Raw genomic sequence first — 15,854 nt, 5'->3', positions numbered from 1 at the left:
CGTTATAGCCACAATTTACGAATTGGGTCGTTAGCTGAAAAGTGGTATCTCACTTGTGCTTGAAACAATTCAGCCGTCGCTATTGCATCGGTTAATGCGTGGTGAGGAGGATATGAAGGTAATCCATAACGCAACCGCGTATTGGCCAATCTAATTGATTCAGGACGTTTCCCTTTAAGCCAATTGATAAGGCCTTTCGCTTGTTCTTGTTGATAATCCCCTTCAATTTGCATGGTATCTACGACAGGGAAAACGATCCCTTCACCAATTAAACTACGAAGGTTTGTATCAAAGAAGTCTCGCTCAATACGACGATAGTGCACAACCACGACTTTTCCTGCGAGTGCATCTAATACCTGTTCTAAAATCCGGCGTAAATCTGGAGCACCCTGTAGATCAGAATGAGTGATACCATGAATAACCACTGAATTTTCTTCTAAGCTGTCTTGTGCCTTCACAAACCAGTGTTGCGATTGACGGCAAAAAATACGTTCTAATGTAAAAGGTACTAAACCAATACTGATAATACTATTTTGGTTCGCATCTAATCCTGTAGTTTCAAAATCAAGCGCTACAAATTCAATGTCACTCAGTGGTGTTTCTTCTTCGTACGTTCCTGTCTTGTAGAAGTTTTTTAGCCGTTTATCTTTACTGATCTCCTGTTTATGTTTGAAAAAGGAAGGCCAGTTTAAAATTTCTTGAGGAGCATGTGGGATCATCATTAGCTCCTAGAATTTATTCGCGTTATAGCGATATTTTAAGAAATTTTGAGCGTTACTTAGTACTTGGAATGCATCCTTTAAATTACGGCGTTCAAAGTCTGACATGTTTTCAGGTTCGATATTGTTATCAGGTTCAATACCAGCTTCGACATCTAATGCTTGGTGGCGTAATCGAACCAGTGAGATTAATTCCATTGCATGATGCAAATCTTGGCCTTTGGATTTAGGTAAAATACCAGCTTCGATAATGTCATCTAAACGTTCAAATGAGTTTTGAGCATGAGAACCAATGGCCAATGCGTGAACACGAATTAAATCGGCTAGTGGAGCTGTACCACGACGCTTTAGGTTGATGGAATTATTATGACGACCATCTTTTTCCATTACAAAGTCTTTAAAGAAACCCAGAGGTGGTGTTCGACGTAAGCCGTTTCGTGCTAAACAAGCTAAGAAGCGGTTATTCTTTTTCGCACGTCGAACAATGAAGCCATTAAGTTGTTCAGCCCATTTAGTTCGACCATAGACGCCATTTAAATCAAAGAAAATAGAGCTATTTAATAGTGCTTGAGGATCTGGGTTATCAATCCAATCGGCAAAACATTCTTCCCACTCTGATTGTGTCTTACGCCATTTAGGGTTGGTTGCCATGATATCGCCAGTGCAATATTTATAGCCACAAGCTGCTAAACCATCACAAACAAATTCAGATAGCGCTTTGAAGTATTCACCATGTTCTTTCTCGTTGTATTCATTATCTAAAATGATCGCATTATCTTGGTCTGTAACAATTAATTGTTCGTCACGAGCCATAGAACCAAGAGCTAAGAAACAATAAGGTACCGGAGGTTCACCAAGCTCTTCTTCTGCTAGTTCTAATAAGCGTTGTTTAAAACTACGTCCAATTTCAGACATTGCGCTACCAACCATGTGAGAGTTGGCGTCTTCGTTGACCATGCGTAAGAAACAGTCTTTCAGTTGAGTGGAAAGTATCACTAAATCTTCAATGGTTTGTTGCTGGAAAATACTGCTTACAAACAACAGACTGTTTTGTGATTCGTAGCGAACAATATCAGAAACTTCAATAACGCCAATAGGTTGTTTATTTCTTAGTACAGGAAGGTGGTGGACGTTGTAGCGTAGCATCATCAGCATGGCTTCAAAAACATAAGCATTGTGATCAAGAGAGATTAATTCTGTCGACATTACTTCAGACACTGGTGTTTCAAAATCCAAACCACACGCTAATACTTTGGTGCATAAATCTCGGTCGGTAATAATACCAACAAAGTTATTATCTTCTTCTTCGATATCGATGTCGGGATCTGTGATTAATACCGCTGATACGTTTTCTTCAGCCATGGTTTTTGCAGCAGATTGAATGGTTTGATTTTTTTCAATCATTACGGCTTCACGGGTGATCAGCGTTTTCACTTTAGATGTTGTTAAGTCGTTTGCATCGTCTTCTGTGTTTTCAACCGCTTGTTTTAGACGAGTGGCATCTTCTACTTCAACAAAGTCAGAGAACTCATCATAGCGTTCACAGAAATCATCAAAAACGGCTTCAGGAATACAGTAAAGTAGGGAATCTTTTAGGGCTTTGGCTGGGAAACGAACTTTATTGTTCATTAATAGTCCCATTTGGCCAAAGATACTACCTTCATCAAGACGGTTATAAAGCTCTCCATTTCGACGATATACTTCGATGATACCACTGCGAACCATGTAGAGATCTTTGATCTCATCACCAAAGCCAATCACCATGGTTTCTGCTCGGTAATAAGATATTTCAACACTTTGCGCCGCTTCTTTTATCGCTTCCTCTGGAAGTAAATTAAACGGAGGGTATTGAGATAAAAAATGCTGTATTTCTAACAGTTCAACTTCCATGTGTTACTCGACATAAATAGAGAAGGGGAAAAATAATTTTAGTTTATCGGCTTATGGATAGCCATTTTATTCTATGAAAATGAGTAATATAAGCGCATTAGAATGAGGTTCTCGGATTTGAAACATAACTTTTGCTATGCTGATAATATTGTAAGTGCTTGTTTGGAGAAGTTTGATGACTCAATTAATAAAAATAACAAAAATTTCATTGGGAGTATTAAGTAGTGTTCTTGTTATGACGCATGCTTATGCCAATGATGCTTCAAATGATGATGTGGTTAAAAAGGAAAGCGCACTTACCTCGATTTGTTTTTCTAAAGCTGCGCATTCTGATGCGAAAAATGTGTTGTTAGATGCTTGCCCAATTGGTGATGGTTTATGGGGAAATCAACAACCAAAATTAGAAAAAGGAAAGAGCGAGTTTTGGATTCAATGTGGTGTGTTTAATCAAGATCTGACGAAAGAAAAAGTAAATCATATTCAAAAGAAAGTGGATGCCTCGATTAACTTTAAATTAGAGGGAGAAGCTAAGCGTTGCTTGATTGGGCCTTATCAAGATTTCACTACAGCGCAAAAGCAATTAAGACGTTTACAAAGTGATCGGTTATTTAAACATGCAGCATTAAGGGAGGTGAACTTAGCTTTGTTGCCTCAAGTTGAAGAACCGATTGAAAGAGCTCCTGAGGCGGTAAGCGAGCCAGAACCTGATCCTATTACTATTCGCAAGCAAACAAAGATAAATAATCTTCATTTTGTAGTTCCATTTACAGATGACACTAGTGAAGGTTTTTATATGGAAAATAGTTTGCCATGGCTTCGAGCTACATCTCTACATGCTCAAGAAATTTGTCAGCAAATAGATATGGATTTGGTTACTAAAGAGCAATGGCAAATCTTGCTTGATTCAACGATAATGACCAAAGACAAATGGCCTGTATTATTGCCTTATTGGGGTGCTGATAATTTGGGACTCTTTAAAGATGGTGCGGCCAGAAAATTAAAAAACACCTCCATGCTAAATGTGATGTGTACTAAGAAAGTAGAGGATGAAGTCGTTGGAAATCCAATTTAAAGGTCGCTGGGACAGTAAGTCTCTTGCTGAAAACCTACAAGAAGCACTAGAGACATTAGAAGATGAATTTGGTGTTAAGGCGCTTTCAAATATCTCATTAAATATTTGTTTGGAAGATGAACATAGAGAAGAGCTTGCGTTACTTAGTCCTACAGGACGCGCCTTGGATTTTTTAGTTATTAACAATCCAAAAGATGTGAATGATGGAGAGAAAGCACCAGTGCTTGAGTTTAAGCCTCGCGGATAATTTTTATTGTTCAATTTAATTGATATGTAAAACCCCGGCATGTTCCGGGGTTTTTTATTTACCAATCTTTTTTGCGATTAAACCAACATTCTTTAGCTACATATTGAAATTCGTCATAAGAGTGGCAGCCTAAAATGGTATCGACGGCTTTGCCATTCATGAAGGTCACAAATAAATCGTAAAGGCTCATCGCTTCTTCATAATCGTCTTTATTAATAGCAAAAAGAAAAATCACATGAGCTATTTTCCCATTCCCCCAATCTACGCCGTGTGGAGAAATGATGGTATATACTTTTGTTTCGTTAGCGAGTAATCCCAACGAGTGTGGAATTGCAATGCCTTCCCCTAAAATCGTCGATGTAATGCTTTCTCGCTCAATAACAGAGTCGTAAAACTCAATAGGGGTGATGTTATCTTCTGTAAAATGAGAACTGAATTTTTTAAGCACTTCTCCTTGAGTCATTGGTTCATCCAGAACAGAAAAATAACGGTGATCAAAAAATTTATCCAACATATATGGGTGTGAGCGATTCATTAGAATGAGTTTATTTACTTGTTCTAATTGGAAGCTTGTTGGTATCGGAGATACCGTGATTGTCGGTTTGTTTTTTTGTGATACTTTTTCTGTCGAGATAACGAAATCGGCATCTACTTTTGATAGTTCTTCATAATCTCTAAGACTCTCTACTTTCTCTATTGTGAGTTGAGGCAGTGAGCGCATAAGTTGTGATTCAAGTAAACGCACGATTGATGTGCCTGAGTCACAAACAAGTAACGCTTTTGGTGGCAGTTGCTCTTCAAGTGAAAAATTACGCTCTAATCCAACGCCAATATGCATGACTAAGTAACCGATCTCACCGTCTGGAATTAAATGCTTACCCCAATGAGAAACGGCAGCTACAGTCATATCATAGGCTAATGGGTAATAGCGTTTAATATGATCAAATAGTGGATTTGGAATGGTAATTTGATACTTAACTCGTAAGATCATGGTGGTGATATGGCAGAGTAAGTCTCGTTTTAATTGCTCATCATTACGCAGATCGTAGTTGTAATGCGTATTAACATAATTCAATAAATATTGAGTTAGCTCTAATTGCTCTGTTGGTTTTTGAATGTCGATTTCAGGAACCCCAGTAACTCGACGTGCCGCAATTTGAATGCTTAGATAATCTATTTCTGCTTGAGGTAAAGGTGCACCAAGTAAACTTTCTATGGTTTGGCTTAACTCTGTTGCCGTTTTTTGTGCTTCTTCACTGAGGTTTGGTTGATCCACATGATGAATACTCGCATTTTGTTTTAAGCGATGTAGGGCAATACCACAATAGACGACTAAATGATGCAAACCTTCGTCAGTAAGCTTGATGTGATTTTTATTAATTAGCTCAAGTAAATCGGCTCTCAAGGACGGGTGGTTAATCTCTGGGAAAAAATATTCACATACATCAATAAACGTATGATCGCTTGGTTTAAATTGAAATAAAATATGGGCGATACAAGCTCGAATAGCTTGCTCTTCACCAAACAGGCGTAATCCACAATGTGCTTTGCTTATTAGCTCTAAATTATATTGTTCAAGTTGCTCTCGAATTTCTCCCATATCGGCTTGTAATGAAGTTCGACTGACAAACCACTGATTGGCAAGATCATCTAACTTACATTCTTCCTCTTGAGATAATAGACGCATCATCAAATACACCATGCGATCTTTAGCGTTACGAGGTGAGGATTTCATTTTTTTCGTTTGTTTTTCAATATCCAAGAAACGGGTCTCATCATAGATATCAAAGTGATAGCCCTTTCCTCTCTGGTGCTGAATTTGGGCACCATAAGAGGCCAAAATATCATTCAAGGCAGAGATGTCTGTTCGAATTGTTCGTGTTGAAATATCACAACGTTGAGCAAGCTCTTGTTGAGGAAGGGCTTCATATCTAAGCGCTTCAAAAATGACATTAAGACGAGGATAAGGCAGTTGGATCATAGAAAAACCAGAACAGTTAATAAGTGTTTATATTGACAATAATATCAACCAACGAAAACGTTAGGGTAATGGTATTTATTCAATATGTGATGTATATGTGGATGTAATTTATTTTATTGAAAAATATACAATTTCCTTCTTATTTTTAATAAAAAAGGCCAATATCCGGGGGCGAATAATTGGCCTTTTGGAGCAAACTTAGTTAAGCAGTTTTTTTGTCATGTCTAACAGTGTTTTTACATCTTCAGGGCGAGTATTTCCCGTTGCTTTATCTATGATAGAACTGTAGATGTGAGGAATGATTTTGCTAACTCCTGCATCTAATGCGATTTGCATAATTTCCTCATAGTTTTCAAGGTCAATTCCACCTGTCGGCTCTAACCAGAAATCTTGTTCAGCACACGCTTTTGCAACACAAGCAAATTCTTCACGTGTTTCTAAACCGCCCATCGGGAAGTATTTTACAGAGCTACCACCCATGTCTTTTAGCATGGCAATAGCTGTTTCTACCGGAACAATTGCGTCTTCAGAGCGAGAACTTAACGGACCTGTTGAGATTTTCACCATTCCTACAGTGCCAGTTGGTGAAATAAGACCATTCACGATACTTTTATCTTGCCCAGCTAAAGCTCGGCTTGTTGCTACACCAGTAAATACTTGGTTAATGTGCTGCGGTTGTACGTGTTGTGAAATAAGCGAAACCATCATTGATTGATTTGGGTCCCCTGCACCTAAGCCAACAGATACAGCATTATTTGTTACTTCGCTGTATTTCTTCATATCTTCAACTGCAGTATCAACATCTGGGTAATTTTTAGATAAAACACCAACAAGAACATGACCTTCTGCTGCGTCATAAATATCAGCCGCATTATCAACAGAGCCTGCTAATACGTTTAGGCATACACGGTTTTTATAGAAGTTAGCTTTTAAACTCATGGAATATCTCTCTTAAAATAATGCGTTAATTTTTTCGAAAATAGTGTTTAATTGAGTGGTGTTAACACTGCGAACATCAATCTCAATAATGCCTTCATTAGCTTTGTAGCCACGGCAGTAAATCGCTGGATTGCCGTTATTTAATTGCTTAACGATATTATTGGTTGTTGTACCTAGGGATTCATGGTTAAAAGCAATTTCAGCTCTTGCAATATCACGTCCTGCGCTGTCCCATACGACTCGTGACGTTACGCCATGAATGGTGTTCATATCAGCGATGAACTTTTCCATCTTCGCGACCATTTCTTGGCCTGATTCTTTTTCAACAGTTAAGTAATCAGTGATAGCGTGAGTTAAACCTAAGATACCTTCTTTGCCGACTTTCATTGCTCGGCCAATGCCTTGAGATTGTTTGCGAACCCAATCTACATATTGAGTTTTACCTACAACTAATCCGCTTGTCGGTCCTTCAATGGCTTTTGCACCACTGTAAATAACGAGATCAGCACCCATTGCAAAATAGCCTTTTAAATCTTCTTCTGCTGCGGCATCAACAATTAATGGTAGGTTATGTTTTTGAGCTACAACTGCCGCTTGCTCTACGTTTAAAATACTTTTTTGAACACAGTGGTGAGATTTGATGTACAAAATCGCTGCTGTATTTTTAGTGATAGCGGCTTCAAGTTGTTCTGCTGAACATTCATTCGCGTATCCCGCTTCTTTAATGGTTCCGCCACCGAGAGTTACCATGGTGCCAACAGGGGCGCCAAAGTTAACGTTATGGCCTTTTGGCAGTACAATTTCTGATGGAACATCGTGAGCATGGGCGTGTAGGTTTTCTAAACGGTATTGGCTGTCTTTAACAATAACTGCAGCTACAGACTGAGCGATGCCAGCAGAAGCACAAGAGACAACAATTGCAGCATCAACATTAAGAAGGTTAGCAATATATTCACCCGTTTTGATAACGAGATCTTTCATATCAAAATATTGTCCAAGCCCTTCTTTTACTGCATTTACAACGTCTTCATTTGGCGTTGAAACCCCTAATGCCGTCATGCGACCAGATGCATTAATTACTTCAGTTAGACCATACTTCTCATGAATTGAAGACATCAGTGTTCTCTCCGTGTTGTGTCGTGATAATTTGACCTGCAACAATGCTTGCCAAAGGTAAAAATGATTCGTTACCTTGACGATTTCCTTGTTCAGAATCGACAAAAGTACATGGTTCGTGATGGATGTTAAAAATGGTTAGATCGGCATCTTTCCCCACTTCTAATTGACCCTTTGTGTCCATTTGCAGTGCATTTGCAGCATTTATCGTGACACAGTTGATTACTTGCTCAAGAGATAAACCAATGGTTAAAAACTTGGACATGATATGAGGTAGGCTACGTACCGGTCCTGCAATTCGGTTTTTACAGTAAATATCAGAACTTATTGTGTCAGGGTAAATCCCTTTTTTAATCGCTTGTTCAGCAACGTCAAAACTGAAACTCGCACCGCCATGGCCAACATCTAAAATAACGCCACGTTTAATGGCTTTTTTCATCGATTCTTTTAGCTCACCTTCAGGAGTTAGAATGCGATTTGGTTTACCGTTATAACAGTGTGTAATGATGTCGCCTTTTGTTAATAATTCAGCAATATCATCTAAATTTGGTGGATTATTTCCAACATGTACCATTAAAGGTAGGTGGTTATTTTGAGCTTGCATCTCTTTGGCTTTAACCAAAGGTTTTAATCCATTTTCTTTTACAACACTGCCGCTCATTCGCGCTTTAATGCCAACCACAAAATTGGAATGTTTGTTGATGGTTTCTTTAGCGATATCCAAATCAATATCACTCATATCAGCAAGCTCATCTTGTCGTAATAAACCAATTCGAGAAATATTCAGAATGCTGTATACGTTAGTTGAGCTTTTTTGAGTTAGTTGATAAAAATCATCAATATCATCCGCACCAACACTACCAGCATCGATAACAGTGGTTACACCATGAGCGACACCAATTAAATCTGGCTCATCGTTATAAATAGGGGAGGCGGAATAACAGTGAGTGTGAGAATCTATCCAACCAGCACTGATGTAATGAAGTCCTTTTAAATCAATTTCTTTTTCAGCATCTTCGATAATATTGGTATTAATTTTGGCAATTTTTCCTGCTTGAATAGCAATATCAACAAAATGACCGTTGACTAATTTTCCATTTTTAATGAGTAAGTCATACATAGTTCTTACCTGCGTTATGTAATGCTCTTCTTGATTGAAGAGCATTACCAATATGGGTTAGCCGATGGCTACTGGGAATAATGAACCGAAAACCATTGCCCCTAAAATTGCGCCACCAGTGATTGGTTTTTGCCATTGGTAAAATGCTAGGGCACCAATTAATGAACCGATACCAATTGGAATTGAAGCACCAATTGCAGATAGAACAATCAAAGGACCTAAGAAGCGACCTGATGAATTACCAGCCCCCATCATGACGTCAGCACCGTAGGTAGAGTTACTTTGGCCAACGGTATATTTACGAGCAATAATGATGATGTAACCAATTGCCACGCCTAAGAAGAAACCAACAATTAATGAGGCAACAAAGTTTTCTAGCGGGTAAACAATACCAGCACCAAGAAGTAGAGCTGGTACACCCAGTCCAATACCGGTTTGAATTGCACCACCGATGTCCAAGATACCAACTAGTGAACCTTCAATGATTCGAGCGAATAAGAAACTCGCACCAAAGGCAGCAACCGCACCATAAACACCTGTGTCCATACCTGCTCGTAACATTGAAACGAAAGCAACTTCGTTAAATGCGCCGATGCCGTATAGGTAATACATGTGAGTACCAGCAAATACGCCTGAAGAAAGCAGACCTACGAAGAATGGAAAAGACCAATCTGCGTACCAAAAGTTATTCTTTAATTTGTCATCCATTTTAAAACTCCAGACTTACTATTTGCCACTAATGCTTGTATGAACACTCTCTAACCATGTAGGGATAGTGAGTCGGAAAGATTCTAGAAGCTCAAGGTCAAATCCACGGAAGAAGGCACTTAGAACAAACAGTGCAATTACCGCAGTTAACATCGTTTTGGTTACACGGTTCCAGCCACCATCTTCAACACCTTTACCAATTAAGATACCCAGAACAAGACCTGGAACGGCGTTACCCATGATCATATGAGCAAGACCACCAAAGATAGTTGCCCAAAAACCTGAACGACGGCCCGCATCAATAGCTGCAAGCCAGAAAATAACCGGCATCGCGATGTTTACAAGAAGGTTAGCTGCAGGAACAAGTACTTTAACGGCTGTGATTTGTAGGCTTTCTGGAACGGCTGATGCTGTTGTATTTAAGAAAGCAACAACGATCATGCCGATGATGCCACAAGCAATACCCATTTTTTTCGGGTCGTGCATGGTTGTCGCTACATCACGGTTTTTAACCATTAGAGCAGCGGCACCCCAGTTAGGAATGATGCGGTGATCAACGTCTTGAGTGAATGCACCAGCAGCAACAGATGATGCCCATGCGTTAAAGAAGAAACCAAGACCAAAAGAGAAGTGAGAAGCAGGGTCACCTTCACAAGAATTAAGCTCTCCAAGAGTACGGAATGCACCCATCCCTTGAACTGTTGGAGCATGGAACATTCGAGCTGCACCGACACCAACGCCGACGCCAACTAAAGCCCCAATAATGAGGGACTTTATTAATATTATTAAGAACATCTATATATACCTTCCGTTAGTATATTTAATTAAGTGCTAATTAAATAAATAGGTGTTTATATTGATTTAAAATCCAATTGGTCAATATTAATTACTGTGACATTAACAGTGACATCAATTGTGACTGAGTAGGTTGTTTTATTTCTTGGTAAAAAGAAAAACATAAACTTTTCAATTCTTTCTTTTTTCTCTGCATTAATTAATTTCACATCAACAGGTTCAATTCGTAAAATAACTTGTTCGTTATCTTTTAAAATGGTTTTTTGAATATTACTTAATGCAGAGCTGAAAGCTGATTGTTTTGTATTTCCATTACCACTGACCGTTACGGTTGTTGTAATAGATTCTTTCATAAATAATTAACTTCTGTATTTTTTAACGAAGGCTTCAACTAATTTTTTACCTAGTTCTTCTTGGTCCATAAAACCAAATCCAAGAACGTTATAACCTTCATTAATTGCAGTAACGCCTTCTTCTACAGAGCGCATACCATATTTTGCTTTGTAGCCGTATTTATTTTGAGCCGTGATAGCACCAGCACCGCCACTGCCACAAAAAGAGATACCGAAGTCAGCTTCTTCTTGTTTCATGATGTCACCAAGCTTCATATCTGCTGCCATGCCTGGGATTACTGTTACAGAACCACCTGCAGCCTCAACACCCATACCTACTTTTTGTCCTTTACCTAGACGGTCACCGATAACTACTTTTACATCAGCCATATTAAGCTCCTAATTCTTCAGTTAATTCGTTTTCTTTTGCCACTTCAAAGTGAACAGATAATAAATATGTTTCTTCGTATGCTAATGCCGGAAACCATTTCACGACATCTTCAGCTAATTTGTGTGATGACTTAGATATTTCATCAAACATTTCAATTTCAACTTCTGGTAATGGTTCATTAGTATGAGAACGAATTACCATTGCTTTTAAATGAGAATAAAGCATTTGTTTTTGAACACTGTCTGGAAATATATTCTCAGCTCGTAAAATATCGATAACTTTATTGAACGTTGAATCTACTTCATCAGTGAATAACTCTTCATTTATTTCTAGAGTATTACTATTCACGTTTTTTATTCCCTCTAAATAATATTTTTAATACGTAACTTGATGATGAAAGAATATAAGTGGAAAGAAAAAGTGAACAGAGAGAGTTTTTCCACTTTGAAGTGGAAATTGGAATACTTGAGGAGATATAGATCATACTTTTTTTGTTATTTTCTTACTTATTATAAGGTTACAGATTTGCCTACAGTGGAAATAAAAGTGGAAATGGAAATTTGAGGTGAGTTTTTTGTGATGTGAGTTGGATTTTAATTGGAAGTGGGGAGGAAAGTGGAAATGGAAAATAAAAAGCCCCGCGATTGCGGGGCTTGATGTTAGTTAATCACATTTAGTCTTTTTTGAAACTGAAGTTAATTTCTTCATGAGTATTTTCATTTTTAGGTGAAGCACGGAAAGTATAAAATCCTGATGTAATAGCACTCTCACTATAAAAATCGATACCACACTTATTAATACCGTTTTCAATATAACCTTCATTAATGAAGTGTTCACCGTTCACATATGGAGTGTTGTAGGCATTTTGAAATTCAGAACAGCTCATATCTTTGATAATAAGGTCAGCATCAGCCAAACCTTGTTCGCACATTGATCCACCTAAAGTTCCATCACAGAAATCCAAAGATCGCATTTGAGCTTCGACTTTGAATTCAGACACTTCATTGCTATCTGTGTAATGTATCAGTTGATTTCTGAAGTTTGATGGTTCAGTTGTATGGTCATTGCCGCTTTGATGGGTAGTTTTTACTGCAATAACCTCCTCAACTGCTTCTGCTCCAAGATATAGAGAGTAAAGTTCAGCACTTTCATATTCACCATCATTATCGATCCCAACCTCATTAGCTCTAACAACATAGTGGCTAAATGGTGATACTTGAGAGTCATAACCTATATCAAATTGTAAAGGTGAATGAGTGGTTGTAAATTGCTCAGAACCATCATTATAACTAAAAGTGAAAACTCCATTTTGAAGTGTATATTCAGCAACTTCTTCAAATAATTCTGGTTGGTTGCTTGGTGAAAGAGTTGTGTTTACAACAGTACAAAGTTCTTTATTGATTTCTGTTCTTATATTCATATAGAACTTTTTATTAGAAGAATCATAATAGCGAATGTCACAGAATAAACCTGATACGCCATTGAAATTTCCGCTTTCTATTTTATATAAATATTTATCTTGTAGGTTAAGGCTTGTCTCTGGTGGAATTATTTCGCCACCATCCGCAGGTTGAACATCAGATAAAGTTATTTTCACCATTTTAGATGAAATTTCGTCTGAGGTGTCACCATTTACACCTGCCATAAGGTAGAAGTAACCACCTTTAATAATCTCGTTTGGTTCACCAGAAATAGTAAGGGTGCCATTAGTATCAACGCTAACGTTAACACCATCTACAGTAGTGAAACCTTCATGAAGGTTCTCACCATTAGGTCCAGGAGCTTTATCTTCTAAGCCTGCATAATATTCAATAGCACCTAAGCCGTTTACGCTTTCAGTATTGAACAGTTCTGTAATATTTAATTGAGCCTCTATTACAGGGGTACCTTTTTTCAAGGTTATATCAGTAATTTTTTCTTGTAGTGCCACATATTTGATTTCATTAATCGTAATGCCGGCTTCTGCAATTGCAGCTAATGTAAATTCTTCATAAACAGTATTAATACCATCAGTCGCAGAAATTGTAATCGTTTCACCTGCTGGGTACGCATGGCTTGGCTTACCTAATATTTCAAGTTCAGTACCGCCATCATTAAAAGGAGCAAGTGCAAACTCTAAACCTGCAACAGAGCTATAAACGCTATAAGTTAACTTGTCTTCATCTTCAAATAAGTCGCTGATACGCATTTTTTCATCAAATACAGCAACATTTTGTTGTAGTTCTAAACTTCCTAACCACTCTTGTAATGTACTTTTAACTTGTAGGTTTAATGTTGGTGCTGAATTTTCTAGATCAACTTTGATTTCAAAAGTCGTACTGACTACCCCCATGTTTTTATCATTAACAGCAATATCTGTAGAGCTTAATGTCACAATATAAGTATCACGTACAGTTGTGATATTTTTTGCTGAAATAGTTAACTCTGTCGCTGTTTTAGTAATGTTAAATTCTGCAGTAACATCGCTACCATTTACGGTACTGATTTTTACTTCTGGGATAATTTCATTTTTATTATCAGCATCTACAAATAGTTCAGCGATAGGTAAATCGATTAGAGAAATTTCTGTAACATCAGTAAATTTATCTGCGCTATTTACTTGTTTGATAAGGTTGTCATAAATAGTTTTGCTAACGACTAACTTATTATTAATAATCACTTCACCGACTGTTCCTGTATTGTCTACAGGAATCGTTGGTTTGAAGTTAGGTTGATCAAGTTTATCTGCATTTTCAGGATCGTTTACTATTTCTGTCGCTTTTTCGGCAATCGCGATAGCTGCTGCTGGTGTATAGTTATTACCTGCTTCTACTTTTGATTCAGTTAAGATTTGTGCTGTTTTGTGTAGAACATGATCGCCAGCAGCAATGACATCAGAAAATACATCAGTGTTTTCTGCATCCAATCCAAGAGCTGTATTTACTTCTTTTTTAGCTTGTTTTATTTGAGTTTGTGTTGGATTTGTACCCGCTTTGGCTGCTACAAGGTCTGTTAAAGGAGAGATGATTTTCTCACCAGGAAGAGTACGGAAAGAAACTTCGTGTGCCATTGCTTGAGTTGGATGATCCATATCAATGGTATAGACGCCAGCAAATTTACTTGGGTCACGAGCGATAAGCATCTTTTGTACATCGCCATTAGGAGTAATGGTTTGTAAACTCAGAGTACCTTTTATTTCAGTATTTTTTGGAAGGGTAATTTTACCATTTCCATCAGTTAAACCAAAAATAACATCATTAGAATCTAGTTTGCCAACTGTTGATGTGCGTGTTGCTACAGGCATATCATCAAACACAACCGCATTCTTAAAGTAGCCATCAAAACCAGTAATAATAATACCGCCAGCTGAAGGTGTACCAGTATTGGTATCTGAACCACCATCAGAACCGCCACAACCTACTAATGCTAGTGCCACTGACGCTGCTAATAAACTTACCTTTTTCATTCTGTCTCAATCCTTTTTGATGAGGGTAGCCTTTCCCTCAATAAGTGTTTATTTATTTGTAAAACTCAAAAGTGCGACACTTTTACGCTGGTTCAAAAAACAAAACAAGACACGGAAAATAGGAAAAAAACCGTAAAATTTATTTTATTTTTTTATCAATAGCACTATTGGTTTTTTGGAATGAATCACTCATATTTCGCACCCAAAAATACATCTAGGGACGAAAAATGAAAAAAATATACTGGTTAGGTTTATTGCCGTGTTTTGCAATGGCGCATGAGGGAGATAAAAACTATGGGTATTCTTACTTTACGTTTGGTTTAGAGAACGTAACGTATCAAGAATATTATGGTGGAACACAATCTAAGGTGACGATCACAAACCCTGTTTTGAACAGTGGTGGCTTGTATTACATTAACGATAAGTTTGATTTTTCTATTGATGCCTTAGCTTCATTTTCTCCTCAAAGTGCGCAAGAAGATTGGAAGTATTATGGTCAATTAATGCAAACCAATAAGTTTGAATATTTAAAAACGGCGACCAACATTCAACTGCACTACAAACTTACTGATGAGTGGCGAGTTATCGGTGGCCCAGCCCTTACTTACCAAACGTATACTCGCTACGGTATGACAAACCATAATGGGTTCACCAATAAAGCGTTTTATGGCACATGGGAAGAAACCTCGACCGATATTTTTGTTGATTTGGGTGTGGCTTACGATAATGGCTTACTGTTTAGTGATAAGAAATGGAAAGTGAGCGGACGTGCAGTATTAGGTCTTCCAATTTATAGTGTGACTCAAAATACTAAGTTCGAAGATAATACGTTTAATGATTTTGGGATGAGAGCTTCAATTGAAGGAACCATTAGCTACGAAGTCATGAAAGGGTTACACCTTGGTTGGTATGCAATGCTAGGTTATGAAAAACGCTTTGAGACAGACAAGCAAGCGGTGCTGGTTGAAACGTGCGTCACCATGGTGGATGGGGTTTGTACAGAGCGCGAAACCAAAAATGGCTATGCAACGCTGCCAGAGGCAGATACTCATATATTCAGTACCGGTCTACAGGCACTCTGGAGTTTTTAGCCTATCGC

15 protein-coding genes are annotated in these 15,854 nt (G+C 38.0%); 3 read left to right on the top strand and 12 right to left on the bottom strand.

Features of this window, described 5'->3' with window-relative positions:
* Positions 1-2: 2 nt before the first annotated feature.
* Positions 3-719 (bottom strand): 3'-5' exonuclease, encoded by a 717-nt coding sequence (locus AVFI_RS13295; RefSeq protein WP_012534398.1) that lies wholly within the window; start codon positions 717-719, stop codon positions 3-5.
* Positions 720-728: 9 nt separating this feature from the next.
* Complete coding sequence (locus AVFI_RS13290) at positions 729-2,609, bottom strand: DUF294 nucleotidyltransferase-like domain-containing protein (RefSeq protein ID WP_005421488.1); 1,881 nt, start codon at positions 2,607-2,609, stop codon at positions 729-731.
* A 175-nt stretch (positions 2,610-2,784) separates the two neighbouring features.
* Between AVFI_RS13290 and AVFI_RS13285 the strand changes: the two genes are divergently transcribed.
* Both AVFI_RS13285 and AVFI_RS13280 read left to right on the top strand, forming a co-directional pair.
* Positions 2,785-3,681: an SPOR domain-containing protein gene (locus AVFI_RS13285; protein WP_054775883.1), complete on the top strand. Its 897-nt coding sequence runs from the start codon at positions 2,785-2,787 to the stop codon at positions 3,679-3,681.
* Positions 3,656-3,928 carry a hypothetical protein gene (locus tag AVFI_RS13280; protein WP_080562697.1) on the top strand — a complete coding sequence of 91 codons (273 nt, stop codon included), beginning with the start codon at positions 3,656-3,658 and terminating at the stop codon, positions 3,926-3,928. The genes AVFI_RS13285 and AVFI_RS13280 overlap by 26 nt, the downstream gene beginning before the upstream one ends.
* A 58-nt stretch (positions 3,929-3,986) precedes the next feature.
* On the opposite strand, the gene AVFI_RS13275 is transcribed toward AVFI_RS13280, so the two are convergent.
* The 10 genes from AVFI_RS13275 to AVFI_RS13230 all read right to left on the bottom strand — a co-directional run bounded on the left by AVFI_RS13275 (position 3,987) and on the right by AVFI_RS13230 (position 14,755).
* Positions 3,987-5,909: a BglG family transcription antiterminator gene (locus AVFI_RS13275; protein ID WP_065639772.1), complete on the bottom strand. Its 1,923-nt coding sequence runs from the start codon at positions 5,907-5,909 to the stop codon at positions 3,987-3,989.
* Between the two features lie 198 nt (positions 5,910-6,107).
* The gene (gene dagF / locus AVFI_RS13270) at positions 6,108-6,848 is read right to left on the bottom strand and encodes a 2-dehydro-3-deoxy-phosphogluconate aldolase (protein ID WP_054775882.1); all 741 of its coding nucleotides are present in this window, start codon (positions 6,846-6,848) and stop codon (positions 6,108-6,110) included.
* 12 nt (positions 6,849-6,860) lie between these two features.
* Positions 6,861-7,964, bottom strand: coding sequence for a DgaE family pyridoxal phosphate-dependent ammonia lyase (locus tag AVFI_RS13265; RefSeq protein WP_188863803.1), 1,104 nt, complete (start codon positions 7,962-7,964; stop codon positions 6,861-6,863).
* On the bottom strand, positions 7,948-9,084 hold the full coding sequence (locus tag AVFI_RS13260; RefSeq protein WP_188863802.1) for an amidohydrolase/deacetylase family metallohydrolase: 1,137 nt from the start codon (positions 9,082-9,084) through the stop codon (positions 7,948-7,950). Before AVFI_RS13260 ends, AVFI_RS13265 begins: the two co-directional genes overlap by 17 nt.
* A 57-nt stretch (positions 9,085-9,141) precedes the next feature.
* On the bottom strand, positions 9,142-9,792 hold the full coding sequence (locus AVFI_RS13255) for a DUF4310 family protein (protein ID WP_012534360.1): 651 nt from the start codon (positions 9,790-9,792) through the stop codon (positions 9,142-9,144).
* 18 nt (positions 9,793-9,810) lie between these two features.
* Positions 9,811-10,587 (bottom strand): DUF4311 domain-containing protein, encoded by a 777-nt coding sequence (locus tag AVFI_RS13250; RefSeq protein ID WP_005421478.1) that lies wholly within the window; start codon positions 10,585-10,587, stop codon positions 9,811-9,813.
* A 56-nt stretch (positions 10,588-10,643) separates the two neighbouring features.
* Entirely contained in the window at positions 10,644-10,940 is a 297-nt protein-coding gene (locus tag AVFI_RS13245) for a DUF4312 family protein (protein WP_005421477.1), read from the bottom strand.
* Positions 10,941-10,946: 6 nt separating this feature from the next.
* Positions 10,947-11,309: a glycine-rich SFCGS family protein gene (locus AVFI_RS13240; protein ID WP_005421476.1), complete on the bottom strand. Its 363-nt coding sequence runs from the start codon at positions 11,307-11,309 to the stop codon at positions 10,947-10,949.
* 1 nt (position 11,310) lies between these two features.
* A complete protein-coding gene (locus AVFI_RS13235) occupies positions 11,311-11,658 on the bottom strand; it encodes a transcriptional regulator (protein ID WP_011262859.1) in 348 nt (115 codons plus the stop codon).
* A gap of 325 nt (positions 11,659-11,983) precedes the next feature.
* A complete protein-coding gene (locus tag AVFI_RS13230; RefSeq protein WP_188863801.1) occupies positions 11,984-14,755 on the bottom strand; it encodes a hypothetical protein in 2,772 nt (923 codons plus the stop codon).
* A 227-nt stretch (positions 14,756-14,982) separates the two neighbouring features.
* Here AVFI_RS13230 and AVFI_RS13225 point away from each other — a divergent pair, with 227 nt between their 5' ends.
* Entirely contained in the window at positions 14,983-15,846 is an 864-nt protein-coding gene (locus tag AVFI_RS13225) for a hypothetical protein (RefSeq protein ID WP_054775881.1), read from the top strand.
* The last annotated feature ends 8 nt before the right edge of the window (positions 15,847-15,854 follow it).

Origin of the sequence: Aliivibrio fischeri ATCC 7744 = JCM 18803 = DSM 507, assembly GCF_023983475.1 — a bacterium.
Taxonomy (GTDB): Bacteria; Pseudomonadota; Gammaproteobacteria; order Enterobacterales; family Vibrionaceae; genus Aliivibrio; species Aliivibrio fischeri.
This window is presented reverse-complemented; position numbering and strand designations above follow the sequence as displayed.